The sequence below is a fragment of the Streptomyces roseofulvus genome (assembly GCF_039534915.1).
Classification (GTDB): Bacteria; Actinomycetota; Actinomycetes; order Streptomycetales; family Streptomycetaceae; genus Streptomyces; species Streptomyces roseofulvus.
In genome coordinates this window covers 5,768,792-5,792,993 of record NZ_BAAAWE010000001.1, presented here as the reverse complement: position 1 = coordinate 5,792,993, position 24,202 = coordinate 5,768,792, and the positions used below count along the sequence as shown (strand labels likewise).

Here is a 24,202-nt window from a genome sequence, read left to right as displayed (position 1 = left end):
TCGAGCACAGAGTACAAGGTCAGCGTTCGGCGGCCGCCAGCTGTCCACAGGCGCCGTCGATCTCCTGCCCCCGGGTGTCGCGGACGGTCACCGGCACGCCGTGCCGGGCGATGGCCTCGACGAAGGCCTTCTCGTCCTCCGGGCGGGACGCGGTCCACTTCGACCCCGGCGTCGGGTTCAGCGGGATCAGGTTGACGTGCACCCGCTTGCCCTTGAGCAGCCTGCCCAGCAGGTCGCCCCGCCAGGCCTGGTCGTTGATGTCCCGGATGAGGGCGTACTCGATGGAGATCCGGCGCCCGGACTTCTCGGCGTACTCCCAGGCCGCGTCCAGCACCTCCCGGACCTTCCAGCGGGTGTTCACCGGCACCAGGGTGTCCCGCAGCTCGTCGTCGGGCGCGTGCAGCGACACCGCGAGCCGGCACTTGAAGCCCTCGTCGGCGAAGCGCAGCATGGCCGGCACCAGGCCGACCGTGGACACGGTGATGCCGCGCTGGGAGAGGCCCAGGCCGTCCGGCTCCGGGTCGGTCAGCCGGCGGATGGCGCCGACGACCCGCTTGTAGTTGGCGAGCGGCTCGCCCATGCCCATGAAGACGATGTTCGACAGCCGCGCCGGGCCGCCGGGCACCTCGCCGTCACGCAGCGCGCGCATGCCGTCGACGATCTGGTGCACGATCTCGGCGGTCGACAGGTTCCGGTCCAGGCCGGCCTGCCCGGTCGCGCAGAACGGGCAGTTCATGCCGCAGCCCGCCTGCGAGGAGATGCACATGGTCACCCGGTCCGGGTAGCGCATGAGCACCGACTCGACGAGCGTGCCGTCGTGCAGCCGCCAGAGCGTCTTGCGGGTGGTGTCGTCGTCGCACGAGATGTGCCGCACCACCGACATCAGGTCGGGCAGCAGCTCCCCGGCGAGCTTCTCCCGCGCGGCGGCCGGGATGTCGGTCCACGCGGCGGGGTCGTGCGCGTACCGCGAGAAGTAGTGCGTCGACAGCTGCTTGGCGCGGAAGGGCTTCTCGCCGATCGCGGCGACGGCCTCCTTCCGCTCGGCGGGCGTCAGGTCGGCGAGGTGCCGCGGCGGCTTCTTGGCTCCGCGCGGGGCGACGAAAGTGAGTTCTCCGGGCAGCGGACGAGCCACGACGGCGTCTCTCCTCAAACAGGCACGAGGTCGGACGTCCCGCGACGGCGGGGAGCACGGCACTGCTGCCGGAGCGACCTCACTGGACCGTCCCCGCGGCGGCGAGGACGACGAAAGGGCCCGGACCGCACGGCCCGAGCCCTTCCAGAGTACCCGCTGTCCGTCAACCCGTTCCGACGAAGAGCGCGAGCGGCAACCCGCTCAGCCCGTTCCCACGAACAGCGCCAGCAGCAGCCACACCACCGGCGCCGTCGGCAGGAGCGAGTCCAGGCGGTCCATGATGCCGCCGTGACCGGGGAGCAGCGTCCCCATGTCCTTGATGCCGAGGTCCCGCTTGATCATCGACTCGCCGAGGTCGCCGAGCGTCGCGCTCGCCGCCACCGCCAGGCCGAGGATCAGGCCCTGCCACCAGGTGCCGTCGTCGATCAGGAACTGCATGCACAGCGCGCCGGCCGCCATCGCGAAGGCCACCGCGCCGAACAGTCCCTCACGGGTCTTGCCGGGGCTGATCCGCGGCGCCAGCTTGTGCTTCCCGAAGCGCCAGCCGACCGCGTACGCCCCGGTGTCGCTGACCACCGTGAGCAGCAGGAAGGTCAGCACCCGCCACGGCCCGTCGTCGGCGGTGAGCAGCAGCGCCACGAAGGTCGCCAGGAACGGCACGTAGAACGCGGCGAAGACGCCCGCCGTGACGTCCTTCAGATACCCCTCGGGGGGCTCCGTCATCCGCCAGACGAGCACCGCGAGCGCCGTCAGGGCCATCGCGACCCAGGCGCCCTCGGGGCCCCGTACGTACCCGGCGACGACCATGGCCGCGCCGCCGACCGCGAGCGGCACCAGCGGCGCCTTGATCGCCTTGCGCTCCTGGAGCCGGGAGGTCAGCTCCCACAGACCGACGACCACGGCGACCGCTATCACGCCGACGAACGCCGGCTTCCAGATGAACAGCGACGCGATGATCACGGCCCCGAGACCGACGCCGACCCCTATGGCCGCGCCCAGGTCGCGTCCCGCGCTCTTCTTCTGCCGCGGCGCGGGGGCCGTGGCCGGCGGAGGCGGCGGGACGGGGCTGGGCATGGGCTCCTGCGGGTGCTCGTGCGGTGTCTCGTCACGGAACAGGGGACCGCCCGGGTGAGCGGCCCCCCGTCCGTGTCCGTCCTGGAATCCGCCGGCGGGTACGTCGGGCACGATGGGCATGGGGCGAGTCTGCGCCGCCTGGTGCCGATCGTGGGCGGGACCCGCCGGGGCAGGCCCCTGGTCGGGTCCGCCGAGACCTGAACCGGCCGCCGGCGCCCCCCAGGATGAGTCGTTCATCAGACCTCGAGGAGCTCGGCTTCCTTGTGCTTCAGCAGCTCGTCCACCTGCGCGACGTACTTCGCGGTGGTGTCGTCGAGCTCCTTCTCCGCGCGGCGGCCCTCGTCCTCACCGACCTCGCCGTCCTTGACGAGCTTGTCGATGGTCTCCTTGGCCTTGCGGCGCACCGAGCGGATCGAGATCTTGGAGTCCTCGGCCTTGCCCTTGGCGACCTTGATGTAGTCGCGGCGGCGCTCCTCGGTGAGCTCGGGGAACGTCACCCGGATGATGTTGCCGTCGTTGCTCGGGTTGACGCCGAGGTCCGAGTCGCGGATGGCCTGCTCGATGTTGCGCAGCGCGCTCTTGTCGAACGGGGTCACCACGGCCATGCGCGGCTCCGGCACCGAGAACGAGGCCAGCTGGTTGATGGGGGTGAGGGCGCCGTAGTAGTCGGCCACGATCTTGTTGAACATCGCCGGGTGCGCACGGCCGGTGCGGATCGCGGCGAAGTCCTCCTTGGCGACCACGACGGCCTTCTCCATCTTCTCCTCGGCCTCGAGGAGGGTCTCTTCGATCACCACTTGCTCCTGCGTGTCGTCGCGTTGTGTCCTGCACGGTGTACGACCGGCAGGGCTGTCGTCCAGCCCCGTGCGGGGCGGTTCCCGGTTGCGGTCGGGCTTCAGGCCCGGGTGCCCTGGTCGCTCACGAGTGTGCCGATCTTCTCACCCGTCACGGCGCGCGCGATATTGCCCTCGGCGAGCAGTTCGAACACGAGGATCGGGAGCTTGTTGTCACGGCACAGGGTGATGGCGGTGGCATCGGCGACCTTGAGGTCGCGGGTGATGACCTCGCTGTACTCCAGGGCGTCGAACTTGACCGCGGCGGGGTTGGTCCTCGGGTCGGAGTCGTAGACGCCGTCCACGCCGTTCTTGCCCATGAGGAGGGCCTCGGCGTCGATCTCCAGGGCCCGCTGGGCGGCGGTCGTGTCGGTGGAGAAGTACGGCATGCCCATGCCGGCGCCGAAGATGACCACGCGGCCCTTCTCCAGGTGGCGCACGGCGCGCAGCGGGATGTACGGCTCGGCGACCTGGCCCATGGTGATGGCCGTCTGGACGCGCGAGTCGATGCCCTCCTTCTCCAGGAAGTCCTGGAGGGCGAGGCAGTTCATCACGGTGCCGAGCATGCCCATGTAGTCGGAGCGGGCCCGGTCCATGCCGCGCTGCTGGAGCTCGGCGCCGCGGAAGAAGTTGCCGCCGCCGATCACGATCGCGATCTGAGCGCCGTCTCGGACGACGGCCGCGATCTCACGCGCGATGGCGTGCACGACGTCGGGGTCGACACCGAGACCGGTACCGCCGGAGAAGGCCTCCCCGGACAGCTTCAGCATGTAGCGGCCGAGCTTCTTGCCGCTCTTGTCGTCGTCGCCCTGTACGGCGCCCTGATTCATGGAGATCTCCTCGTGCACATACGAAGAAGGCCATTGCCTTGGGTCCTCGTGGGTTTCCCGTACGGCAATGGCCTCCTCGTCACATCTGCGGTCGTCCCGCGCGGGGCGGTACGACTGTCTCAGACCCTACCCGGGTCCGGTGTCCGTCGCGTGGCGCGAAGGACTCAGATGCCGACCTTGATGCGGGTGAAGCGCTTCAGGGTGACACCGGCCTCGTCCAGGATCTGCTGGACGGACTTCTTGTTGTCCAGGGCGTACGGCTGGCCGAGCAGCGTGGCGTCCTTGAAGAAGCCGTTGACGCGACCCTCGACGATCTTGGCGATCGCGGCCTCGGGCTTGCCCTCGGCGCGGGTGGTCTCCTCGGCGATGCGACGCTCGGACTCGACGACCTCGGCCGGGACGTCCTCACGGGTGAGGTACTTCGGCGCGAAGGCGGCGATGTGCTGCGCGACACCCTTGGCGACCTCGGCGTTCTCCTTGTCGAACTCGACGAGGACACCGATCTGCGGCGGGAGGTCGGGCATGGTGCGGTGCATGTACGCGGAGACGTAGCCGTCGGCGTACGCGGCGAAGCGGTCGAGGACGATCTTCTCGCCGAGGTTGGCGTTGGCCTCGTCCACGAAGGCCTGCACGGTCTTGCCGGCCTCGATCTCGGAGGCGAGCAGGGCCTCGATGTCGGCCGGCTTGGTGGCGGCGACGTGGGCGGCGAGGGCGTCGGCGACGGCGAGGAACTTGTCACCCTTGGCGACGAAGTCCGTCTCGCACTTCAGCTCGACGAGGACGCCGGAGGTGTTGTCGTCGGCGATGAGGGAGACCACGGCGCCGTTCTCGGCGGAGCGGCCCTCGCGCTTGGCGACACCCTTCTGGCCCTTGATGCGCAGGGCCTCTACGGCCTTGTCGACGTCGCCGTCGGCCTCTTCGAGGGCCTTCTTGCAGTCCATCATGCCGGCGCCGGTGAGCTCACGGAGCTTCTTGACGTCAGCGGCGGTGTAGTTCGCCATGAGTCTGTTTCTCTCTCGAAGTCAGAAAGATCTACGAAGATCTACGGCGGGACGGCGGGGGCTTCTTGGGCCCCCGCCGTCACCTCCGTGGTGTTCCGGAGTGCGGAAGGGGTCAGGCCTGCTCGGCCGGAGCCTCGGCCTCGGCCTCGGGGGCCTTCTCGGCCTCGGCGGCCGGGGCCTCGGCGGCCTCGTCCTTCTTCTCGCCCTCGAGCAGGTCGCGCTCCCACTCGGCGAGCGGCTCGCCGGCGGCCTTCTCGCCCGGCTTCGAGTCGCCGGTCGCGGCGCCGGAGCGGGCGATGAGGCCCTCGGCGACGGCGTCGGCGATCACGCGGGTGAGCAGGGTGACGGAGCGGATCGCGTCGTCGTTGCCCGGGATCTTGTAGTCGACCTCGTCGGGGTCGCAGTTGGTGTCGAGGATCGCGACGACCGGGATGTTGAGCTTCCGAGCCTCGCCGACGGCGATGTGCTCCTTCTTGGTGTCGACGATCCAGACGGCGCTCGGCACCTTCTGCATCTCGCGGATACCACCGAGGGTCTTCTCCAGCTTGGCCTTCTCGCGCGAGAGGACCAGGAGCTCCTTCTTGGTGAGACCCGAGGCCGCGACGTCCTCGAAGTCGATCTGCTCGAGCTCCTTGAGGCGCTGCAGACGCTTGTAGACGGTCGAGAAGTTGGTGAGCATGCCACCGAGCCAACGCTGGTTGACGTACGGCATGCCGACACGCGTCGCCTGCTCGGCGATGGCCTCCTGGGCCTGCTTCTTCGTACCGACGAACATGACGGAACCGCCGTGGGCGACGGTCTCCTTGACGAACTCGTAGGCGCGGTCGATGTACGACAGCGACTGGAGCAGGTCGATGATGTAGATGCCGTTGCGCTCGGTGAAGATGAAGCGCTTCATCTTCGGGTTCCAGCGACGGGTCTGGTGACCGAAGTGGACGCCGCTCTCCAGCAGCTCCCGCATCGTGACGACGGCCATGGCCGTATCTCCTTGGATTTCTCGGTTGTGTTCCTGACGCCCCGGCGCGCCGTGCCACGAAGGACCGAAAGGCGCTGCCACCGCGCTCTGGGAGTCGAGTGGCGGGGCGTGCGAAGTCGACCCGGTGACCCGGGTCGCCATAGGAAGTGTACGGGACCCCGGGAGCGCCGGGTGACGGCGCTGTCCACAGGGCGCCGCCTGTCCACAGAAATCGGCTCCGCCCGCCGGGCGGAGCGCTGCCCGGGGAGGCTCTCCCCATGCAGCTCACGCCCGTCTTCCTCGTCCTCGCCCTGCTCTGGCCGGTGGGCCCGCCGGCGCCGGAGATCCTGCGCGGCTGGCGACCGCCGCCGGGGCCGTACGCCGCCGGTCACCGCGGTGTCGACCTCGCCGCCCCGCCGGGGGCGCCCGTCCGCGCGCCGGCCGCGGGGACGGTCACCTTCGCCGGTCCGGTGGGCGGCCGCGGGGTCGTCACGCTCACCCTCGCGGGGACGGGGAGTCCCCCGCTGCGGACCACCTTCTCCCCGGTGACCCCGCTCGTCGGCCGGGGCGCCCGGGTCACCGCGGGGACGCCGATCGCCGAGGTCGCCGCCGGCGGGCACTGCGCCGTGTCCTGCCTGCACTGGGGGCTGCTGCGCGGCCGGGTCTACCTGGATCCGCTGCTGCTGACGGCCCGGCCCCGGTCCCGCCTGCTGCCGCCGGTCAGGGACGGGGGCCGGTGACGCCGTGGAGGGCCAGCGCGACCGCGGCCTCGGCGATGCCGTCGGGGTCCTCGGCCGCGCCGAGCTCGATGCGCCGGACGGCGGCGTCGACGACGCCCTGGAGGAGCATGGCGCCGAGCCGGGGCTCGGTCATGCCGAGCTGGGCGAGGGCGTCGACGACCATGGCGACGAGGCCGCCGTGGGCGGCGCGGATCTTCTCGCGGGCGCCGTCGTCGAGCTCGCCGGCGGAGATGGCGACGACGGCGCGGTGGCGGCGGTCGCCGACGAGCTCGAGCTGCTTGCGGACGTAGGCGGCGACCTTGTCCTCGGGGGTGTCGGCGCCGGCCATGGCGAACTCGACCTCGGCGGCCCAGACGGGGAAGTCGACCGCGCACAGTTCCTCGACGACGGCGGCGCGGGAGCGGAAGTACTCGTAGACCGACGAGCGCGCCAGTCCGGTGCGCTCGGCGAGTGCGGGGAAGGTCAGCGCCTCCGTACCGCCCTCGGACAGCAGGGATCGCGCGGCGTCCAGCAGGGCGCCGCGCTGCATGGTCCGGTGCTCGGCCACGGAGGCCGCTCGAATCCTGGGCACGGCTCCACTGTACGACCGGCCGGGCGGGGTCAGCGCCCCACGTCGGCGAGCTTGGCGCGAAGCTGCAGGACCGACTTGGTGTGGATCTGGCTGACGCGGCTCTCGGTGACGCCGAGGACATGGCCGATCTCGGCGAGGGTCAGGCCCTCGTAGTAGTAGAGCGTGACGACCGTCTTCTCCCGCTCGGGGAGGGTGTTGATCGCGCGGGCGAGCAGCCGGCGCAGCTCGCGGTCCTCGGCGACCTCGACGGGGTCGTCCGCGGCCGTGTCCTCCAGGGTGTCCATGAGGGAGAGCCGGTCGCCCTCGCCGCCGACGTGCAGCAGCTCTTCGAGGGCGACGACGTTGGCCAGGGACAACTGGCTGAAGACGGCGTGGAGTTCCTCCAGCTGGATGCCGAGTTCGGCGGCGACCTCGCTCTCGCTGGGGGTGCGCCGGAGCTGGGCCTCCAGGGTGGCGTAGGCGCGCTCGACGTTGCGGGCCTTCTGGCGCACGGAGCGGGGGATCCAGTCGAGGGCGCGGAGCTCGTCGATCATGGCGCCGCGGATGCGGGTGATGGCGTAGGTCTCGAACTTGATGGCGCGCTCGACGTCGAACTTCTCGATGGCGTCGATGAGGCCGAACACCCCGGAGGAGACGAAGTCCGCCTGTTCGACGTTGGACGGCAGGCCCACGCTGACGCGTCCGGCGACGTACTTGACGAGGGGCGAGTAGTGCAGGATCAGCTGTTCCCGCAGCCGCTCGTCGCCGGTGGCCTTGTACGAGCGCCACAGCTCTTCGAGGGAGGTCGGCGCGGCCGGCCGCACGGTGCCCCGGGCTGCTGGGGGCACCGCAGCGCGGTCAGACCCGGAGGTGTGCTGGGGCATGCGTTGCCTTGAGCCGTTCTGCTGTCGGGTGCGTCGGTCTGGGTGTCCTGTGGGGAATCCTGGTGAGCGTAGCGTGAGTGCGGTGTCGCGGTGAGCGAACGGGAGCGGATCGCGCCGGTCCGGGTGGACGCGGTCGGCCACATCTTCGAACCGGGGCCGTGGCGCGCGTCGGCCCCGCGGGTGCCGCCGGGATGACTCGGTTCCTCATCGGCTTCACCTTTTCACCCGAATGCGCCAGGTCAAGGACCGCCTCGCCGCGCGTTCGACACCGGCTTGCCGCTGTTCGTCAACCTCCATCCGTCGCCGTCCCGCTCGGCGTGACCGAGCGCGTGGAGTTCATACAGCCGGGCGAGGGCGTCGTCCGGGGTGGTGCCCGCGCGGCGGGCGATCTCGGTGGCGGGCGCGGGCGGATGGGCGGGGAGGGCCTCCAGGACCTGGGCGGCGGCGGGGTGGAGCAGGTCGCGGGGCAGCACGGGGCCGCGGCGGGCGGGGGCGAGGTCGCCGATGGCGCCGACGAGTTCGACGATCTCGTCGGCGTCGGTGACGAGGGTGGCGCCGCCGCGGAGGAGTTCGTGGACGCCCGCGGAGAGGGCGCTGGTGACGGGCCCGGGGACGCCCATGGTGTGGCGGCCCAGGCGGGTGGCGGCGCGGGCGGTGACGAGGGAGCCGCTGCGGTGCTGGGCCTCGACGACGACGGTGCCGCGGGTGAGGGCGGCGATGACGCGGTTGCGGAGGATGAAGCGGCTGGGGGTGGGGTGGCTGCCGGGCGGGAGTTCGCCGATGAGGAGGCCCTGCTGGGCGATGCGGTCGAGGAGTCCGCTGTGGCCGCGCGGGTAGGGGGTGTCGACGCCGCTGGCGAGGACGGCGGCGGTGGCTCCGCCGGCGGCGAGGGCGCCGCGGTGGGCGGCGCCGTCGATGCCGTAGGCGGCTCCGGAGACGACGACCCAGCCGTGCCGGCTGAGTCCGGCGGCGAGGTCGGCGGCGGTGTGGGCGCCGTACGGGGTGCAGGCGCGGGCGCCGACGAGGGCGACGGAGCGCAGGGCCCAGGTGCGCAGGGCGGCGGGGCCCCGGGTCCAGAGGCCGAGGGGGCGGGCGTCGCCGAGGTCGTCGAGCTGGGTGGGCCAGTCGGGGTCGCCGGGGACGAGGAAGCGGCCGCCGAGCCGGGTGATGTGGTCGAGGTCGGCTTCGGGCGCGGTGGTGCGGGCGCGGTGGCGCCAGCCGGCGAGGCGGCGGGGCGTGGTGCCGGGGAGCGGGGCTTCGCGGGGGTCGCGGAGGAGGGTGAGGAGGCCGGTGGCGCCGTGGACGCGGAGGGCGCGTCCGGCCTGTTCGTCGCCGGGTTCGACGATGCGGGTGAGGGCGGCGCGGGCGAGGCGCTCCGCGTCCCGGGGGTCGTGGGTCACGGTCGGTCTCCGGTGGTGAGGGGGACGCCTCGGGTGATGCCGGTGCGCAGTTCGAGGGCGTGGGCGATGTCGTCGTGGCCGGGGCGGTCGTGTCCGGCGAGGTCGGCGATGGTCCAGGCGACGCGGAGGACGCGGTCGACGCCGCGGGCGGTGAGGAGTCCCCGCTCGATGTCGCGTTCGGCGTGGGCGAGGGCGCCGGGGGCGGCGAGGTAGCGGGTGCGGAGCTCGTGGCCGGGGATCTCGCTGTTGAGGGTCCAGGGGGTGCCGGTGAGGCGGGCGGTGGCGCGGGCGCGGGCCTCGCGGACGCGGTCGGCGACGGCCGTGGTGGGTTCGCCCCGTCCTCCCTGTCCGAGGAGGTCGCCGCGGGTGACGGGTTCGGCCTCGACGCGGAGGTCCACGCGGTCGAGGAGCGGGCCGGAGAGGCGGGCCTGGTAGCGGCGGATGACGGAGGGCGGGCATTCGCAGCCGGCGCCGTGGAGGGTGTGGCGGCCGCAGGGGCAGGGGTTGGCGGCGAGGGCGAGGAGGAAGCGGGCGGGGAGGCGGACGACTCCTGCGGTGCGGGCGATGACGACGTGCCCGGATTCGAGGGGCTGGCGGAGGGCGTCGAGGGATTTCGTGGAGAATTCGGGTGCTTCGTCCAGGAAGAGGACGCCGCGGTGGGCGAGGGAGACGGCGCCGGGCCGGGGGATGCCGTTCCCGCCGCCGACGAGGGACTGCATGGTGGCGGAGTGGTGGGGCGCGCAGTAGGGGGCGCGGCGGACGAGGGGTTCGCCGGGCGGCAGGATGCCGGCGACGGAGTGGACGGCGGTGACTTCGAGGGATTCCTGCCGGGTCAGGGGCGGGAGGATGCCGGGCAGCCGTTCGGCGAGCATCGTCTTCCCGGCGCCGGGCGGTCCGGTGAGGAGCAGGTGGTGGCCGCCGGCGGCGGCGATCTCCAGGGCGCGGCGGGCGGTGTGCTGGCCGGCGACGTCGGCGAGGTCGGGGCCCTCGCCGGGGTCGGGGGCGAGGCCGGTGCCGATGCCGGCGCCGGGGACGAGGAGGCCGGCGAGCAGCGCGTCGGGGCGGCCCTGTTCGGCGGGGTCCTCGTCGGGGACGGGTTCGTCGGCGAGGACGGCGATGAGCTGGCGGAGGGTGCGGACGCCGAGGACGGAGACGCCGGGGACGAGGGCCGCCTCTCCTGCGGTCTGTTCGGGGACGACGACCTGGTGGTAGCCGGCGTCGGCGGCGGCGAGGACGGCGGGGAGGATCCCGCGGACGGGCCGGACGCGCCCGTCGAGGCCGAGTTCGCCGATGAGGACGAGGTCGGCGATGGAGCGCGGGTCGATGCGCTCGGCCGCGCCGAGTACGGCGGCGGCGACGGCGAGGTCGAAGCCGGATCCGGACTTGGGGACGGACGCGGGGCTGAGGCCGACGGTGAGCTTCTTCTGGGGCCATTCGGCACCCGAGTTGACGACGGAGGCGCGGACGCGGTCGCGGCTCTCGCTGAGGCTCTTGTCGGGGAGGCCGACGAGGGTGAAGGCGGCGACGCCCGGTTCCAGGTCGGCCTGGACCTCGACGACGACGCCCTCGACGCCCACGAGGGCGACCGAGCAGGTGCGGGCGAACCCCATCAGGCCACCCCCTGGGCGTGGGTGAGGACGGGGGCGCCCCGCAGGGGCAGGACGATGCCGACGAGGTCGATGCGGACGCCGCCGGCGGGTGGCGCGGAGCCGGTGCGGTCGAGCCAGCAGTGGGCGAGGTGCCGGAGCCGTGCGGCCTTCTCGGCGGTGACGGCGGCCATGGGGTGCTCGAAGCGGCCGATGCGCCGGGTCTTGACCTCGCAGATGACGAGGGTGTCGCCGTGCAGGGCGACGATGTCGATCTCTCCGGTGCGGCCGCAGCGCCAGTTGCGGGCCAGGATCTGCAGGCCGGCGCGGGTGAGCCGGCGGGCCGCCAGTTCTTCTCCGTACCGTCCGAGTGCTCGGGTCGCGTTCATCGGGACCACCTCCGTCACCGACTGTGACGGAAGGGGTCCTGGGCGTGTGCGGGGCTGTGGACGAGTGGGCGGTCGCGGAGGACCGCGTCACTCACACGGGTGAGGGGGCGGGGGTCAGCTGCCGGGCAGTTCGAGGTCGCTCTTGTTGAGCTCCTCGATGTTGACGTCCTTGAAGGTGAGGACGCGGACCTGCTTGACGAACCGGGCCGGTCGGTACATGTCCCAGACCCAGGCGTCGGCCATGCTGACTTCGAAGAAGACCTCGCCCTGGACCGAGTGCACCTGCATCTCGTAGTCGTTGGTGAGGTAGAAGCGCCGCTCGGTCTCGATCACGTATTTGAACAGCCCGACGACGTCGCGGTACTCCCGGTAGAGCTTCAGCTCCATCTCGGTCTCGTACTTCTCGAGGTCCTCGGCGCTCATGGCATGTTCCCCTTCAGCCGTGCGTCCCCCTATTGTGCGCCAGTCGCGGGCGCCCCTTCGACGATTTCCGGGGCGAGTACGACGGGCGCGCTGGGGGGTCCCTCGTCGAGCAGCGTGCGCAGCAGCTCGGCGAGCCTGATGGGGTACACGGTCTCACGGGCCACCGACAGTTCGGCGGAGGTCCACCATCTCAGGCCGGAGAGGCTGCGGCTCTCCAGCTCGGTGAGGGCCTGCGGGCCGGGTACGGGGCCGGTGTGGCGGGTGCGGGCGAGGTAGTACCACTCGTCCTGGTCCCACCGGCGGCCGGCGAAGGGGAAGGAGCAGCGGCGCTGCCAGAGGACCGGCCCGAGTTCGACGTCGGTGAGGCCGGTCTCCTCGGCGAGTTCGCGGAGCGCGGCCTGTTCGCGGGTCTCGTCGCCCTCCAGGCCGCCGCCGGGGGTGAACCACCAGGTGTCGGTGGGGTCGTCGGGCTCGTGGCCGTGCATGAGGAGGACGCGGTCGTCGGGGTCGAGCAGGACGACCCGGGCGACCTGGCGTACCTCTGTCACGTCGGTCATGCCTTCACCTTCTCGCGCGGGGTCCGTGTCCGCGTCCGCAGGCGCCCGGCCACGGGCCCGTAGGCGGCTCCGCCGAGGATGAGGACGGCGCCGGCCGCGACGGCGGTGAGGAGGAGCGGGAGCGGGCCGGGGGTGGAGACGCCGCCGGGCAGGGCGGCGAAGGCGGCGGGGCGGTCCATGAGGTCACCGGGGAGGGGCCAGGCGACGGCGTCGACGCGGGCGACGACGGTGGACCGGGGCACCGAGCCCTGGGCGGCGTCCTCCAGGTGGGTGCGGGAGTCGAGCGAGGTGGCGCGGTCGTCGCCGAGGAGGAAGAGGCTGTCCGCGGGGACGGTGGCGGTGAAGTCCTCGCCGGAGGCGCGGACGGTGCCGTCGGGCCCGGGCCGCAGATACGGTTCCGCGACCGGGGTGCCGTTGACCGTGAGGCGGCCCTGGTCGCCGCAGCAGGCGACGGTGTCGCCGCCGACCCCGACGACCCGCTTGACCATGGTCGAGCCGCCCCAGAGCGGGTCCTCGAAGACCACGATGTCGCCGCGCCGGACCTCGTCGCCGTCGATGCGCTGGGCGAGGACCTTGGATCCCCCCTCGAAGGTGGGGGCCATGGAGCCGGTGGGCACGGTGTACGGCCGGTAGAGCAGCGCCCCGCCGGCGAAGCCGCCGAGGAAGAGCAGACAGCCGACGGCCACGGCCAGTCCCGACAGCACGCTGCCGAGCCGGCCGTGGCCGTCGCTCTTCTTGCCGGTTCCGCTCATGTGCACCCCAGAGGTCGGTCGACGATCTGGGACGGCACCCTACCCGCGGGAAGCTACTCGGCGGTATGCCGAGCGGCCCGCTTCTTCCGCCGCCAGAGCACCAGCGGGAGCGCCACGGCGAAGCCTGCCGCCGTCGCCTGGGTCGCCGCCGCGGGGAGCGCCGCCGCCGGGTTCAGGCCGGGCTGGTCGAAGACGTCCGGGACGGGCAGCGTCGCCCACCGGGTGACGGGCCAGGCGACGACCACGGCGCGGCCGACGACCTGGTCGTCGGCGATGGTGCCGCCGCCGGGCAGCTCCTGGTGGAAGCGGGAGTCGAGCGAGTTCTGCCGGTTGTCGCCCATGACCCAGATGCGGTCCTGGGGGACCTTGACCGGGCCGAAGGAGTCCTGGCAGGGAACGGAGCCGGGGTAGAGGTAGGCGGACTCGTCGAGCTCCTTGCCGTTGAGGACGACCTTGCCGCCCTCCTTGCAGGAGACGGTGTCGCCGCCGACCGCGATGACCCGCTTGATGAGGTCCTTCTCCTCGGCGGACGGCATGAGGCCGATGAAGCTGAGGAACTTCTGGACCGCGTTGGGCTTGGGCGTCTCCGCGGTCTCCAGCCAGCCGCCCGGGTCGTGGAAGACGACGACCTCGCCGCGCTCGGGCTCGGAGCCGAACCACGGGGTCAGCTTGTCGACGAGGACCCGGTCGCCCTTCTTCAGGGTGTTCATCATCGACTCCGACGGAATCGAGAACGCCTGCACCAGGAAGGTCTTGATCAGCAGCGCCAGGATCAGCGCGATGCCGATGAGGAGCGGCAGTTCCTTCCAGAAGGAACGCTGCTTCCTCGGCCGCGCGCCGTTCTCGCCGGTCGCGTCGGTCTCGTCCGTCCCGTCCGGCCGCTCGCCGGAGGACGACGTCCCGTCGCCGCTGGTGTTCTCTTCCGTCACGTTCTCACCTCTGGCCCCGTCGGCCCTGTCCTCGGGCCCGTCGTGTCCGGAACGTGCGCCGACGGCCACTTCCCCCACATCCACTCCTCACTCGGTGCGGCCGCCCGTCCCGGAACAGGGACAGGCCCGCCACTCCCATAACGAGCAGGAGTTCCGCAGGGGTCGGCGGCCAGGGCATTCCGTTCACGTTCCGCGAGGACACACTATGCGACGGACCGAGTGCGGTCTCGGTGGCCGTACGCGCGTCCGGCACGGCGGCGAAGGTCTCGCGCTCCTCCAGGCGCCGCCAGTGGCCGAACGGCCAGGCGATCACCACGGCGCGGCCCACCACCTGCTCCTCGGCGATGGTCCCGTGCCCGGGTTCGTCGAGGTGGTAGCGGGAGTCCGCGGAGTCCGAGCGGTGGTCGCCGAGCACGAAGATCCGGCCCTCGGGGACCTTCACCTCGAAGGGGATCGTCGACGGCTTGTCGCCCGGGTTGAGGTACGGCTCGTCCAGCGGCACGCCGTTGACGGTGATCCGGCCGTCCTTGCCGCAGCAGCGGACGGTGTCGCCGCCGACCGCCACGACCCGCTTGATGAGGTCCCGCTCGTCGGCGGAGGGCATCAGGCCGATGAAGGTCAGCGCCTGCTTGACCTGCTTGATCCCGACGGGGTCCTCGGCGGCCGGGGCGGCCTCCTGGTGGAGCCAGTCGCCGGGGTCCTCGAAGACGACGACGTCGCCGCGCTGCGGCTCCGAGCCGAACCACGGGGTGAGCTTGTCGACGAGCACGCGGTCGTCGATCCGGATCGTCTGCTCCATGGAGCCGGACGGGATGACGAACGCCTGCACGAGGAAGGTCTTGAGGACGAGCGCGATCAGCACCGCGACGCCGACCATGATCGGGATCTCGCGGAGCGCGGAGCGCTGCCGGCGCCGCTTGACCTTGCGGGCCAGCCGGCGCCGCTCGGCGCGGCCGGGCGGCGGCTGCGTCGGGCCGGGCTCGCTTCCGGCCCGGCGCCCGCGGCTACCCATGCCCGCTCCCCCGCGGCCCGACGGTGTGTCCTCCGGCCGGCGGCGCCGGTACGGAGTCGTACGCGTCGGTCTCGGTCACGGTGGTCCAGCGGGCGACCGGCCAGACGATCCAGTCGGCGCGGCCGACGACCTTGTCGACGGGGACCATGCCGCCGCCGGGGCTGCCGAGGTGGTCGCGGGAGTCGCTGGACTGGCTGCGGTGGTCGCCCATCACCCAGAGGGTGCCCGGCGGGACGACGATGTCGAAGGGCACGTCGGAGGGCCGGTCGCCGGGGGTGAGGTACGGCTCCCGGACGCGGACGCCGTTCACGCTGAGCCGACCCTTGGCGTCGCAGCAGACGACCCGGTCGCCGCCGACACCGACGACCCGCTTCACGAAGTCGGTCTCGTCCGGGGCGGCCAGACCGAGGGCGGCCGCGGCGTCCCGCACCAGACCGGTGACCGGGTCGCCGGCCCGCTCCTCCTGGACGAAGGATCCGGTGCCGTCGAAGACGACCACGTCGCCGCGGCGCGGCTCGCTGCCGAAACGGTACGCCAGTTTGTTGACCAGGATCCGGTCCCCGACCTGGAGGGTGGGCTCCATGGAGCCGCTGGGGATCAGGAACGGCTGGGCCACGAAGTGGCTGAGGAGCAGCAGGAAGACCACACAGGCCGCGCCGACGAGGCCCGTCCTGCGCCAGGAGGGGCCGCGCCCGGCACCACCCTCGTCGTCCTCGTCGTCCTCCGGGGTCTCGGGTGTGCCGGCGGACGTCCCGGAAACGCGCACGGAGCGCGACCCGTCGTCCGTGGCGGGATCCGGTTGGGGATCCGCCGGGGAAGAGGGGTCGCGCTCCGTGTGCTGTGCTTCGGTGTCCATCGGGGGGTGAGCCTATCCGGCCCGCCTGTACGAGGAGCGTGAAGCGTCGCGCGAGCGGTGAGCCGGAGCTCAGTTGTCGCGCTTCTCCTTGATCTTGGCAGCCTTGCCGCGCAGCTCACGGAGGTAGTAGAGCTTGGCGCGACGGACGTCACCGCGGGTGACGAGCTCGATCTTCTCGAAGATCGGGCTGTTCACCGGGAAGGTGCGCTCGACGCCGACGGAGAACGAGACCTTGCGGACGGTGAAGGTCTCGGAGACGCCGGAGCCCTGGCGGCGGATGACGACGCCCTTGAACTGCTGGATACGGGAGCGGTTGCCCTCGATGACGCGCACGTGGACGTTCACGGTGTCGCCGGGACGGAAGGCGGGCAGGTCGGAGCGGAGCGAAGCCGCGTTCACCTGGTCGAGCAGGGAGGCCATGGAGGTCTCTTTCCTCGCCGATGCCACAGGTCATCAGCGGTGACGTACGAATCATGGAGACGCCGTCCGGTCGATGGCGGGCGGCTCCCCCTGTGGCAGGGGCGCGCGCCGGACGGACGGCAGTCGCCTATTCTTCCACGTCCTCGACCCTGCGCCAAAATCGGCCGCCGGGCTCGGGGGCCCAGCCGAGGATCGAGAGGGTCTCGCGGTCCTTCTTGTCGAAGGCGGCCGGGTCGCAGCGCTCGATGAGGTCGGGCCGGTTGGCGGCGGTGCGGCGGAACGCCTCGTCGCGGCGCCAGCGGGCGATCTTGCCGTGGTGGCCGCTGAGCAGCACCTCGGGGATCTCGCGGCCGCGCCACTCGGGGGGCTTGGTGTAGACGGGGCCTTCGAGGAGGTTGGCCATGGCGCCGGGGGCGAAGGAGTCGTCGCGGTGCGACTCGGCGTTGCCGAGGACGCCGGGGAGGAGGCGGGCGACGGCCTCGGTGATCACCAGGACGGCGGCCTCGCCGCCGGCGAGCACGTAGTCGCCGATGGAGACCTCGTAGACCGGCATGCGGGTGGCGTACTCGTCCATGACCCGGCGGTCGATGCCCTCGTAGCGGGCCGGGGTGAAGATCAGCCAGGGCCGCTCGGAGAGCTCGACGGCGAGCTCCTGGGTGAAGGGGCGGCCGCTGGGGGTGGGGACGACGAGGACGGGGCCGTGGGCGCCGGTCTCGTAGCCGTCCGCGAGGGTCTGGTCGAGCGCGTCGCCCCAGGGCTCGGTCTTCATGACCATGCCGGGGCCGCCGCCGTACGGGGTGTCGTCGACGGTGTTGTGCCGGTCGTACGTCCACTGCCGCAGGTCGTGGACGTGGACGTCGAGCTGCCCCCGCGCGCGGGCCTTGCCGACGAGGGAGACGTTCAGCGGTTCGAGGTACTCGGGGAAGATCGTGACGACGTCGAGCCTCATGCCTGGTCGTCCTCTTCGGCACTGTCGGCGGACGCGGCGGAGTCCCCGTCGTCGTCGGATTCGGCGTCGCGGGCGGAGGCGATCTCGGCGCGGTCGTCGATCAGGCCGGGCGGCGGGTCGATGACGGCCCGCTGGTTCTCCAGGTCGATCTCGGTGACGATCTGCTCCACGAAGGGGATCATCAGCTCGGTGCCGTCGGGACGCTCCACGATGAGGAGGTCCTGCGAGGGCAGGTGCGAGATCTCGGTGATCACGCCGACCTCGGTGCCGTCGGCGAGGACCACGTCGAGGTCGACGAGCTGGTGGTCGTAGTACTCGTCCTCCTCCTCGGGCAGCTCCGCCGGGTCGACCTCGGCGATGAGGAGGGTGTTGCGGAGGGCCTCGGCGGCGTTGCGGTCGTGGACGCCCTCGAAGCGGAGCAGCAGCCGGCCGCTGTGCACCTTGCCGGACTCGACGGTCAGCGGACCGGCGGAGGGCGGGTCGGTGAGCAGGACGGCGCCCGGGCCGAGCCGCAGCTCGGGCTCGTCGGTGCGCACCTCCACGGTGACGTCGCCCCTGATGCCGTGGGCGCGGCCGATCCGCGCGACTACCAACTGCACTGATGAACTCTCCTGTCGTACGGCAACGGGCCGGGGTGGGCGGTCTGCCCTCCCCGGCCCGTGCCGGTGTCAAACTTTCAGCGGACCTGGTCCACGTCGACGAGGTCGACGCGGATGCCACGACCGCCGATGGCGCCCACGACGGTGCGCAGCGCACGCGCGGTGCGGCCGTTGCGGCCGATCACCTTGCCGAGGTCGTCGGGGTGGACCCGGACCTCGAGTACGCGGCCGCGACGCAGGTTGCGCGAGGCGACCTGCACGTCGTCGGGGTTGTCGACGATGCCCTTCACGAGGTGCTCGAGAGCCTCCTCGAGCATGATCAGGCCTCGGTGGTGGACTCGGCCTCGGCCTCGTCCGCCTTCGCCTTCTTGGCCTTCGGGGTGATGGCCTCACCCTTGTCCTCGGCACCCTCGAGCGCCTTGGCGAACTCGTCGAAGGAAGCGCGCTTCTCTTCCTTGGTCGCCGGGGCGAGCAGCGGCTTCTCCGGGGCGGGGAGGCCCTTGTGCTTCTGCCAGTCGCCGGTGAGCTTCAGGATGGCGAGGACGGGCTCGGTCGGCTGGGCGCCGACGGAGAGCCAGTACTGCGCACGCTCGGAGTCGACCTCGATACGCGACGGGTTGTACGTCGGGTGGTAGAGGCCGATCTCCTCGATCGCGCGGCCGTCACGGCGGGTGCGCGAGTCGGCGACGACGATGCGGTAGTGCGGCTGGCGAATCTTGCCGAGGCGCTTGAGCTTGATCTTGACTGCCACTGGAGTGGTGTCTCCTGGTCTTGACGTGGTTGGGCACTTGAGATGCCACGTGGGGTTGCGGTACTCGGGTGCCCGATGGACGCGTCAGCCGGAGGAGAGAGGGGTCCTGTGCGACTGTCGAGTACAGCTGACCATTGTGCCACACGCCGCCAGGTCAGCCGGCGGCGCCCACCGTCTCGGGGATCCGGAAGGGCTTTCCGCAGCCGCCGCAGACGATCGGGGCCTGGGCGAGCACCGACGGCACCACGCGCACGTTGCGCCCGCAGTCGCAGACGGCCTTGACCCGGACGCCGCCGCCCGAGGAGCCGTGCCGGGCGGCCGGTCCGCGGAAGGAGCGCTTGGTGTCGGCGGCCGTGGCCACGGTGTGGGCCTTGAGGGCGCGCTGCAGCCGCTCGATGGTGGGCCGGTAGCGCCGCTTCGCCTCGGGGTTGAGCGTGACCAGGGAGAAGCCGCTGCTGGCGTGCGGCTCCTCGGGATGGTCGAGGCCCATCTCCTCGGCGATCGCGAGGAATCTGCGGTTGTGGTAGCGGCCGGCGCGGGAGGTGTCGCGGACACCCCGGGCAGCGGCGATGCCGTGGACTGCCTCGTGGAGCAGTCGCTCGAAGGAGAGCTCGGCGCCGCAGGCGGACGAGGACTCTCCGATCAGGGACTCGGGCGCGGCGAGGTCCGGCAGCTCGGGGTGGTGCCGCTGAATGTCGGCCCACGCCTGCGCCAGCTCTGCGGCGAGGACAGGTGGTGTCGTGCTCACGTCGGGTACAACGAGCCGGATCCCCTCCGGGTTCCATTCCGGGGCAACTCAAATATTTTGCACGTACCCGTCAGTCGGTAGCGAGGCATCCACAGCTGGTGCACAGCGGCGCATACGCCCCGGCGCGCGGTGTCGTCACGCGCGCCGGAGCGGTGTGGGAGGGGACACTACCGGGCCGGTGCCCGACTTCGGGCACCGGCCCCCCTCTCCCGTCGGCGCCGTCCCCGGGGCGTGGCCCGAACTCGTCCCCGGTCGTCCGCCCCGAGCACTGGACGCCGGACGCGAAGCGCAGTTCCCTGGCTACGGGGGGCTGTCGTCCGGCACGGAATGGGGCCTGATCCATGACACCTACGCTCGTCCCGCACCACCCCGCGCGCGACTGGGCCGAGATCCAGGAGCGGATGCTCGTCCCGCTCTACGAGGCGGTCCACGAACGTCTCGGCGTGGGCCCTGGCACCCGGCTGCTCGGCCTGGACTGCGGCACCGGACTCGCGCTGCTGATGGCCGCCGCCCGGGGCGCCGCGGCCGCCGGGGCGGAGGCGGACCACGCGCGCGCGGAACTGGCCAGAACCCGCCTCCCCGACACCGTCCCGGTCACCTCCGACGTACCGGAGGACGGCCCGTACGACGTGGTCACCGCCTTCCACGCGGCCGACCGCACCTCCTTCGGCCCGGCCGACCTCACCCGGGCGGCCCAACGGGGCACGGCGGTCGTGCTGGCCGGCTGGGGGCCGCCGGAGCGGTGCGCGACGGAGCGGCTGCTGCGGCTCGCCGACCGGCTCGCGGACCGGCGCCCCTCCCCCCGTGCCGACCTGGGCGCGCTCGCGGTGCGGGCCGGGCTGCGGCCGGTCGGCGACGGCCGGGTCGCCTGTCCCTTCGGGTACGCGGACGAGGCCAGCGCGGTGCGCGGGCTGCTGTCGACCGGCGTCTTCGACGCGGCGGTGCGGGCCGGCGACCCCGCGCAGGTGGAGAAGGAGATCGAGGAGGCGCTGGCCCCGTACCGGCGCGCGGACGGCACGGTGTGGATGCCGAACGTCTTCCGGTACGTGGTCGCGCGCGTGCCGTAGGCGGTACGCCTCAGGCGGGCGTCTCCGGCCGGGGACCGACGCCCGGTTCGGGCGCGTTCGGGTCGGGGCGCTCGATGCCGGCCGCCCGGTAGGCCGCCTCCTCCTCCAGCGTCTCCTCGGCGAGCAGCGCGGCGCTCAGGGCGTCCAGCCGGTCGCGGTGCTCGCGCAGCAGCCGTACGGCGTCCTCGTAGCACTCGTCGACGATCCGGCGCATCTCGGCGTCGACGGTGTCGAGGGTCGAGGGGGCGGCGGAGAGTCCGTACGCCTGCTGGGCGTCGCTCGGGATGGCGGTGAGCCGGCCGACGGTCACGCTCATCCCCCAGCGGCCGACCATCCCCCGGGCGATGTTGGTGACCTGTTCCAGGTCGCTCTCGGCGCCGGTGGTGATGACGCCGAAGACGACCTGCTCGGCCGCCATGCCGCCGAGGGCGCCGATGATCCGGCCGCGCAGGTACTCCTCGGTGTAGGCGTACTTGTCGGCGTCGGGGGTGGAGAGGGTGACGCCGAGGGCGCGGCCGCGCGGCACGATGGTGATCTTGCGGACGGGGTCGGCACCGGGCTGGAGCATGCCCAGCAGGGCGTGGCCGCTCTCGTGGTAGGCGGTGCGGCGGCGCTCCTCCTCGGGCATGACGAGGGGCCGTTCGGCGCCGAGCTGGACCTTCTCCAGGGCGTCGGAGAGGTCCGACTGGGTGACGGCCTTCTGCTCGCGCTTGACGGCGAGCAGGGCGGCCTCGTTGGCGAGGTTGGCGAGTTCGGCGCCGGTCATGCCGGGGGTGGTGCGGGCGACCTGCTCCAGGTCGACGTCCTTGGCGAGCGGGATCTGCCGGGTGTGGATCCGGAGGATCGCCTCGCGGCCGCCGCGGTCGGGCGGGTTGACGTGGACGATCCGGTCGAAGCGACCGGGGCGGGTGAGGGCGGGGTCGAGGACGTCGGCGCGGTTGGTGGCGGCGAGCACGATGACGCCCTCGGAGCCGGTGAAGCCGTCCATCTCGGTGAGGATCTGGTTGAGCGTCTGCTCCCGCTCGTCGTGGCCGCCCATCCCTGAGCCGCCGCCGCGGGCCCGGCCGATGGTGTCGATCTCGTCGATGAAGATGATCGCGGGGGCGACCTTGCGGGCCTCCGCGAAGAGCTCGCGGACCCGGGAGGCGCCGACGCCGACGATCATCTCGATGAACTCGGAGGCGGAGGCGGAGAAGAACGGCACCCCGGCCTCGCCGGCGACGGCCCGGGCGAGGAGCGTCTTGCCGGTGCCGGGAGGGCCGGCGAGGAGGACACCGCGCGGCATCTTGGCGCCCATGTCCCGGTACGCCTGGGGGTTCTTGAGGAAGTCGACGACGTCGTTGAGCTCGCCCTCCACCTCGTCGATGCCGGCCACGTCGGCGAAGGTGGTGCGCCTGCCGCCCTCCAGCTCGACCGGTTTCGGCGGCTGCTTGCGGCCGAGCATGCCGCCGGCCCCGCCCATGCCGGCGCTCATCCGGCGGGCGATGAAGACCCAGAGGAGGACCAGCAGCAGCATCGGGGCGAGCGAGAGGAGGAGATTGGCGAGGAACGAACGTTCCTGCACCACGGGCTCGGCGGTGACGGTGACCTTCTGCCGGGTGAGCTGCGCCCACAGGTCGTCGTCGGCGAAGGCCGGGCGCTGGGTCTGGAACTTGGTGTAGTCGCCGTCGCCGTCGGGCACCGGCTGCTTCTCCTTCAGCTGGCCCTGGATGGCGTCGCCCTTGGAGTAGATCTTGGTGACGTTTCCGGCGGTGACCTGCTTGCTGAACTCGGTGTACGAGATCGTCGGCCCGTCGCCCTCGTTGAAGAAGGACAGCACGACGTTGGCGATCAGGTAGACGGCGAGCGCGGTGAGGACGAGGCTGCCCCAGCCTCCGGGCATCTTCCGCTTCGGCGGCGGGGGCGGCGGCGCCCCTTCCGAGCGCCAGGGCTGGTCGGTCCGGTCGCGCGGGGGTACGGGGTTGGCCACGTCTGCTCTCCTCGGGGCGGCAGTGGCCTCAGTATCGAAGATCCGGACAGAAGGGGCATGACGGGAGGGCCGGGCGGACGAAGAAGGGCCCGGGGCGGTTTCGGTGACTCGAAACCGCCCCGGGCCCTCCCGGCCGACGGGTGTCAGCCCATGAACTTCTTGAACTCGTCCGGCAGCTCGAAGTCCTGCGGGCCCTGGCCGGCGCCCGGCAGCCCGAAGGCGCCGCCCTGCTGGGCCTGCTCCCGCTTCGCCTGGGCGGCCTGCTCCTCGGCCTTCCGCTTCATCGGGTTGCCGCTCTTGCGCTTGCCCTTGGCCTGCTTGACCTGCTTCTTCTGCCGGCCGGGGCCGCCGCCCATGCCCGGGATGCCGGGCATGCCGGGCAGGCCGCCGCCCTGGGCCATCCGGGACATCATCTTGCGGGCCTCGAAGAACCGCTCGACCAGGCCCTTCACGGCGCTGACCTCGACGCCGGAACCCTTGGCGATACGGGCGCGGCGGGAGCCGTTGATGATCGTCGGGTCCTGGCGCTCGGCCGGGGTCATCGACTTGATGATGGCGGCGGTACGGTCCACGTCCCGCTCGTCGATGTTGGCGATCTGCTCCTTCATCTGCCCCATGCCGGGCAGCATGCCGAGGAGCTTGCTGATGGAGCCCATCTTGCGGACCTGCTCCATCTGGGCGAGGAAGTCGTCCAGGGTGAAGTCCTGGCCCTTCTTCGACGCGAGCTTCGAGGCCATCTTGGCGGCCTCTTCCTCGTCGAAGGTCTGCTGGGCCTTCTCGATGAGCGACAGCATGTCGCCCATGCCGAGGATGCGGGACGCCATGCGGTCCGGGTGGAACGCGTCGAAGTCGTCCAGCTTCTCGCCGTTGGAGGCGAACATGATCTGCTTGCCGGTGACGTGCGCGATGGAGAGCGCGGCACCACCGCGGGCGTCGCCGTCGAGCTTGGAGAGCACGACGCCGTCGAAGCCGACGCCGTCGCGGAAGGCCTCGGCGGTGTTGACCGCGTCCTGACCGATCATGGCGTCGACGACGAAGAGGATCTCGTCGGGGCTGACGGCGTCGCGGATGTCCGCGGCCTGCTGCATCAGCTCCTGGTCGATGCCGAGGCGGCCGGCGGTGTCGACGATGACGATGTCGTACATCTTCGACCGGGCGTACTCGATCGAGTCCTTGGCGACCTGGACCGGGTCGCCCACGCCGTTGCCCGGCTGCGGGCCGTAGAAGGCGACGCCGGCGCGGTCGGCGACGACCGAGAGCTGGTTGACCGCGTTGGGGCGCTGGAGGTCGCAGGCGACGAGCAGCGGCGAGTGGCCCTGCCCCTTCAGCCAGAGACCGAGCTTTCCGGCGAGGGTGGTCTTACCGGCGCCCTGGAGACCGGCGAGCATGATCACGGTCGGCGCGGTCTTGGCGAACCGCAGCCGGCGGGTCTCGCCGCCGAGGATGCCGATGAGCTCCTCGTTGACGATCTTGATGACCTGCTGGGCAGGGTTGAGGGCCTGCGAGACCTCGGCGCCGGTGGCGCGCTCCTTGACCTGCTTGATGAAGGAGCGGACGACCGGAAGGGCCACGTCCGCTTCGAGCAGGGCGATCCGGATCTCGCGTGCGGTGGCGTCGATGTCCGCCTCGGACAGACGGCCCTTGCCGCGGAGGTTCTTGAAGGTCGCTGCAAGGCGGTCGGAGAGGGTATCGAACACGGCGGTCGCGGATCCTCGGTGTCGTGGGCGGTCGGATTGCCCTCCAGGGTATCGGGCCGCCCGGAGAGTGTGGCCCCGCCCGCCCGATCCGGCGACCGG

Annotated in this window: 27 protein-coding genes; 2 read left to right on the top strand and 25 right to left on the bottom strand. The window is 72.0% G+C overall.

Going from position 1 to position 24,202, the window contains the following annotated elements; all coding sequences use genetic code 11:
- Positions 1-19: 19 nt before the first annotated feature.
- From rlmN to rpsB, 6 genes are all read right to left on the bottom strand, one after another.
- Positions 20-1,132, bottom strand: a complete 1,113-nt coding sequence (rlmN, locus tag ABFY03_RS26915) for a dual-specificity RNA methyltransferase RlmN (protein ID WP_319011277.1) — start codon at positions 1,130-1,132, stop codon at positions 20-22.
- 201 nt (positions 1,133-1,333) lie between these two features.
- The gene (locus ABFY03_RS26910) at positions 1,334-2,443 is read right to left on the bottom strand and encodes a phosphatidate cytidylyltransferase (RefSeq protein WP_319011278.1); all 1,110 of its coding nucleotides are present in this window, start codon (positions 2,441-2,443) and stop codon (positions 1,334-1,336) included.
- Complete coding sequence (gene frr, locus ABFY03_RS26905; protein WP_031008629.1) at positions 2,443-3,000, bottom strand: ribosome recycling factor; 558 nt, start codon at positions 2,998-3,000, stop codon at positions 2,443-2,445. The genes ABFY03_RS26910 and frr overlap by 1 nt, the downstream gene beginning before the upstream one ends.
- Before the next feature lie 101 nt (positions 3,001-3,101).
- The gene (gene pyrH, locus ABFY03_RS26900) at positions 3,102-3,869 is read right to left on the bottom strand and encodes a UMP kinase (protein WP_319011279.1); all 768 of its coding nucleotides are present in this window, start codon (positions 3,867-3,869) and stop codon (positions 3,102-3,104) included.
- A 164-nt stretch (positions 3,870-4,033) separates the two neighbouring features.
- A complete protein-coding gene (tsf, locus tag ABFY03_RS26895; protein WP_031008633.1) occupies positions 4,034-4,870 on the bottom strand; it encodes a translation elongation factor Ts in 837 nt (278 codons plus the stop codon).
- Positions 4,871-4,982: 112 nt separating this feature from the next.
- Positions 4,983-5,846 carry a 30S ribosomal protein S2 gene (gene rpsB, locus ABFY03_RS26890; protein WP_031008636.1) on the bottom strand — a complete coding sequence of 288 codons (864 nt, stop codon included), beginning with the start codon at positions 5,844-5,846 and terminating at the stop codon, positions 4,983-4,985.
- A gap of 257 nt (positions 5,847-6,103) precedes the next feature.
- On the opposite strand from rpsB, the gene ABFY03_RS26885 reads away from it, so the two are divergent.
- Entirely contained in the window at positions 6,104-6,565 is a 462-nt protein-coding gene (locus ABFY03_RS26885) for a murein hydrolase activator EnvC family protein (RefSeq protein WP_346171003.1), read from the top strand.
- Here ABFY03_RS26885 and ABFY03_RS26880 read toward each other — a convergent pair.
- From ABFY03_RS26880 to ABFY03_RS26800, 17 genes are all read right to left on the bottom strand, one after another.
- Positions 6,546-7,112: a TetR/AcrR family transcriptional regulator gene (locus ABFY03_RS26880; RefSeq protein WP_346172308.1), complete on the bottom strand. Its 567-nt coding sequence runs from the start codon at positions 7,110-7,112 to the stop codon at positions 6,546-6,548. The two genes, ABFY03_RS26885 and ABFY03_RS26880, sit on opposite strands and share 20 nt — an antisense overlap.
- Before the next feature lie 53 nt (positions 7,113-7,165).
- Positions 7,166-7,999, bottom strand: coding sequence for an RNA polymerase sigma factor WhiG (gene whiG / locus ABFY03_RS26875; RefSeq protein WP_319011282.1), 834 nt, complete (start codon positions 7,997-7,999; stop codon positions 7,166-7,168).
- A 239-nt stretch (positions 8,000-8,238) separates the two neighbouring features.
- Positions 8,239-9,399 (bottom strand): DNA-processing protein DprA, encoded by a 1,161-nt coding sequence (gene dprA, locus ABFY03_RS26870; protein WP_346171002.1) that lies wholly within the window; start codon positions 9,397-9,399, stop codon positions 8,239-8,241.
- Complete coding sequence (locus tag ABFY03_RS26865; protein WP_346171001.1) at positions 9,396-11,009, bottom strand: YifB family Mg chelatase-like AAA ATPase; 1,614 nt, start codon at positions 11,007-11,009, stop codon at positions 9,396-9,398. Before ABFY03_RS26865 ends, dprA begins: the two co-directional genes overlap by 4 nt.
- Positions 11,009-11,374 (bottom strand): YraN family protein, encoded by a 366-nt coding sequence (locus tag ABFY03_RS26860; RefSeq protein WP_319011285.1) that lies wholly within the window; start codon positions 11,372-11,374, stop codon positions 11,009-11,011. The genes ABFY03_RS26865 and ABFY03_RS26860 overlap by 1 nt, the downstream gene beginning before the upstream one ends.
- Before the next feature lie 114 nt (positions 11,375-11,488).
- The gene (locus ABFY03_RS26855; protein WP_005311352.1) at positions 11,489-11,797 is read right to left on the bottom strand and encodes a DUF2469 domain-containing protein; all 309 of its coding nucleotides are present in this window, start codon (positions 11,795-11,797) and stop codon (positions 11,489-11,491) included.
- 29 nt (positions 11,798-11,826) lie between these two features.
- Complete coding sequence (locus ABFY03_RS26850) at positions 11,827-12,354, bottom strand: NUDIX hydrolase (RefSeq protein WP_319011286.1); 528 nt, start codon at positions 12,352-12,354, stop codon at positions 11,827-11,829.
- Positions 12,351-13,106, bottom strand: coding sequence for a signal peptidase I (gene lepB / locus ABFY03_RS26845; protein WP_346171000.1), 756 nt, complete (start codon positions 13,104-13,106; stop codon positions 12,351-12,353). Before lepB (ABFY03_RS26845) ends, ABFY03_RS26850 begins: the two co-directional genes overlap by 4 nt.
- A 53-nt stretch (positions 13,107-13,159) precedes the next feature.
- Positions 13,160-14,104, bottom strand: coding sequence for a signal peptidase I (gene lepB / locus ABFY03_RS26840; RefSeq protein WP_346172307.1), 945 nt, complete (start codon positions 14,102-14,104; stop codon positions 13,160-13,162).
- Positions 14,040-15,047, bottom strand: coding sequence for a signal peptidase I (lepB, locus tag ABFY03_RS26835; RefSeq protein WP_319011288.1), 1,008 nt, complete (start codon positions 15,045-15,047; stop codon positions 14,040-14,042). The genes lepB (ABFY03_RS26840) and lepB (ABFY03_RS26835) overlap by 65 nt, the downstream gene beginning before the upstream one ends.
- Positions 15,040-15,903, bottom strand: coding sequence for a signal peptidase I (gene lepB, locus ABFY03_RS26830; RefSeq protein ID WP_319011289.1), 864 nt, complete (start codon positions 15,901-15,903; stop codon positions 15,040-15,042). The genes lepB (ABFY03_RS26835) and lepB (ABFY03_RS26830) overlap by 8 nt, the downstream gene beginning before the upstream one ends.
- A 69-nt stretch (positions 15,904-15,972) precedes the next feature.
- Positions 15,973-16,323, bottom strand: a complete 351-nt coding sequence (rplS, locus tag ABFY03_RS26825) for a 50S ribosomal protein L19 (RefSeq protein ID WP_030496989.1) — start codon at positions 16,321-16,323, stop codon at positions 15,973-15,975.
- Between the two features lie 127 nt (positions 16,324-16,450).
- Complete coding sequence (gene trmD / locus ABFY03_RS26820; RefSeq protein WP_319011290.1) at positions 16,451-17,272, bottom strand: tRNA (guanosine(37)-N1)-methyltransferase TrmD; 822 nt, start codon at positions 17,270-17,272, stop codon at positions 16,451-16,453.
- Entirely contained in the window at positions 17,269-17,871 is a 603-nt protein-coding gene (rimM, locus tag ABFY03_RS26815) for a ribosome maturation factor RimM (protein WP_319011291.1), read from the bottom strand. Before rimM ends, trmD begins: the two co-directional genes overlap by 4 nt.
- Positions 17,872-17,948: 77 nt before the next feature.
- On the bottom strand, positions 17,949-18,188 hold the full coding sequence (locus ABFY03_RS26810; protein ID WP_005311361.1) for an RNA-binding protein: 240 nt from the start codon (positions 18,186-18,188) through the stop codon (positions 17,949-17,951).
- Positions 18,189-18,190: 2 nt separating this feature from the next.
- Positions 18,191-18,622: a 30S ribosomal protein S16 gene (gene rpsP / locus ABFY03_RS26805; protein ID WP_030496986.1), complete on the bottom strand. Its 432-nt coding sequence runs from the start codon at positions 18,620-18,622 to the stop codon at positions 18,191-18,193.
- A gap of 154 nt (positions 18,623-18,776) precedes the next feature.
- On the bottom strand, positions 18,777-19,370 hold the full coding sequence (locus ABFY03_RS26800; protein ID WP_031013958.1) for a hypothetical protein: 594 nt from the start codon (positions 19,368-19,370) through the stop codon (positions 18,777-18,779).
- A gap of 341 nt (positions 19,371-19,711) precedes the next feature.
- Between ABFY03_RS26800 and ABFY03_RS26795 the strand changes: the two genes are divergently transcribed.
- Complete coding sequence (locus ABFY03_RS26795; RefSeq protein WP_346170999.1) at positions 19,712-20,437, top strand: methyltransferase type 11; 726 nt, start codon at positions 19,712-19,714, stop codon at positions 20,435-20,437.
- 10 nt (positions 20,438-20,447) lie between these two features.
- Here the strand turns inward: ABFY03_RS26795 and ftsH are convergent, their stop codons facing one another.
- Together ftsH and ffh are read right to left on the bottom strand one after the other, a co-directional pair.
- Complete coding sequence (ftsH, locus tag ABFY03_RS26790; RefSeq protein ID WP_346170998.1) at positions 20,448-22,406, bottom strand: ATP-dependent zinc metalloprotease FtsH; 1,959 nt, start codon at positions 22,404-22,406, stop codon at positions 20,448-20,450.
- 143 nt (positions 22,407-22,549) lie between these two features.
- The gene (gene ffh / locus ABFY03_RS26785; RefSeq protein WP_319011294.1) at positions 22,550-24,103 is read right to left on the bottom strand and encodes a signal recognition particle protein; all 1,554 of its coding nucleotides are present in this window, start codon (positions 24,101-24,103) and stop codon (positions 22,550-22,552) included.
- Positions 24,104-24,202: the final 99 nt, after the last annotated feature.

Bases quoted from the DNA above. Each gene is read 5' to 3' on its own strand.
- rplS (WP_030496989.1), bottom strand. From the start codon at position 16,323: ATGGCCTCCCTGCTCGACCAGGTGAACGCGGCTTCGCTCCGCTCCGAC.
- ABFY03_RS26865 (WP_346171001.1), bottom strand. From the start codon at position 11,009: ATGGGGTTCGCCCGCACCTGCTCGGTCGCCCTCGTGGGCGTCGAGGGC.
- ABFY03_RS26885 (WP_346171003.1), top strand. From the start codon at position 6,104: ATGCAGCTCACGCCCGTCTTCCTCGTCCTCGCCCTGCTCTGGCCGGTG.
- lepB (WP_319011289.1), bottom strand. From the start codon at position 15,903: ATGGACACCGAAGCACAGCACACGGAGCGCGACCCCTCTTCCCCGGCG.
- pyrH (WP_319011279.1), bottom strand. From the start codon at position 3,869: ATGAATCAGGGCGCCGTACAGGGCGACGACGACAAGAGCGGCAAGAAG.
- ABFY03_RS26855 (WP_005311352.1), bottom strand. From the start codon at position 11,797: ATGAGCGCCGAGGACCTCGAGAAGTACGAGACCGAGATGGAGCTGAAG.
- lepB (WP_319011288.1), bottom strand. From the start codon at position 15,047: ATGGGTAGCCGCGGGCGCCGGGCCGGAAGCGAGCCCGGCCCGACGCAG.
- ABFY03_RS26810 (WP_005311361.1), bottom strand. From the start codon at position 18,188: ATGCTCGAGGAGGCTCTCGAGCACCTCGTGAAGGGCATCGTCGACAAC.
- trmD (WP_319011290.1), bottom strand. From the start codon at position 17,272: ATGAGGCTCGACGTCGTCACGATCTTCCCCGAGTACCTCGAACCGCTG.
- ABFY03_RS26860 (WP_319011285.1), bottom strand. From the start codon at position 11,374: ATGAACGCGACCCGAGCACTCGGACGGTACGGAGAAGAACTGGCGGCC.
- whiG (WP_319011282.1), bottom strand. From the start codon at position 7,999: ATGCCCCAGCACACCTCCGGGTCTGACCGCGCTGCGGTGCCCCCAGCA.
- ABFY03_RS26795 (WP_346170999.1), top strand. From the start codon at position 19,712: ATGACACCTACGCTCGTCCCGCACCACCCCGCGCGCGACTGGGCCGAG.
- ABFY03_RS26850 (WP_319011286.1), bottom strand. From the start codon at position 12,354: ATGACCGACGTGACAGAGGTACGCCAGGTCGCCCGGGTCGTCCTGCTC.
- rpsB (WP_031008636.1), bottom strand. From the start codon at position 5,846: ATGGCCGTCGTCACGATGCGGGAGCTGCTGGAGAGCGGCGTCCACTTC.
- tsf (WP_031008633.1), bottom strand. From the start codon at position 4,870: ATGGCGAACTACACCGCCGCTGACGTCAAGAAGCTCCGTGAGCTCACC.
- ABFY03_RS26910 (WP_319011278.1), bottom strand. From the start codon at position 2,443: ATGAACGACTCATCCTGGGGGGCGCCGGCGGCCGGTTCAGGTCTCGGC.
- lepB (WP_346171000.1), bottom strand. From the start codon at position 13,106: ATGAGCGGAACCGGCAAGAAGAGCGACGGCCACGGCCGGCTCGGCAGC.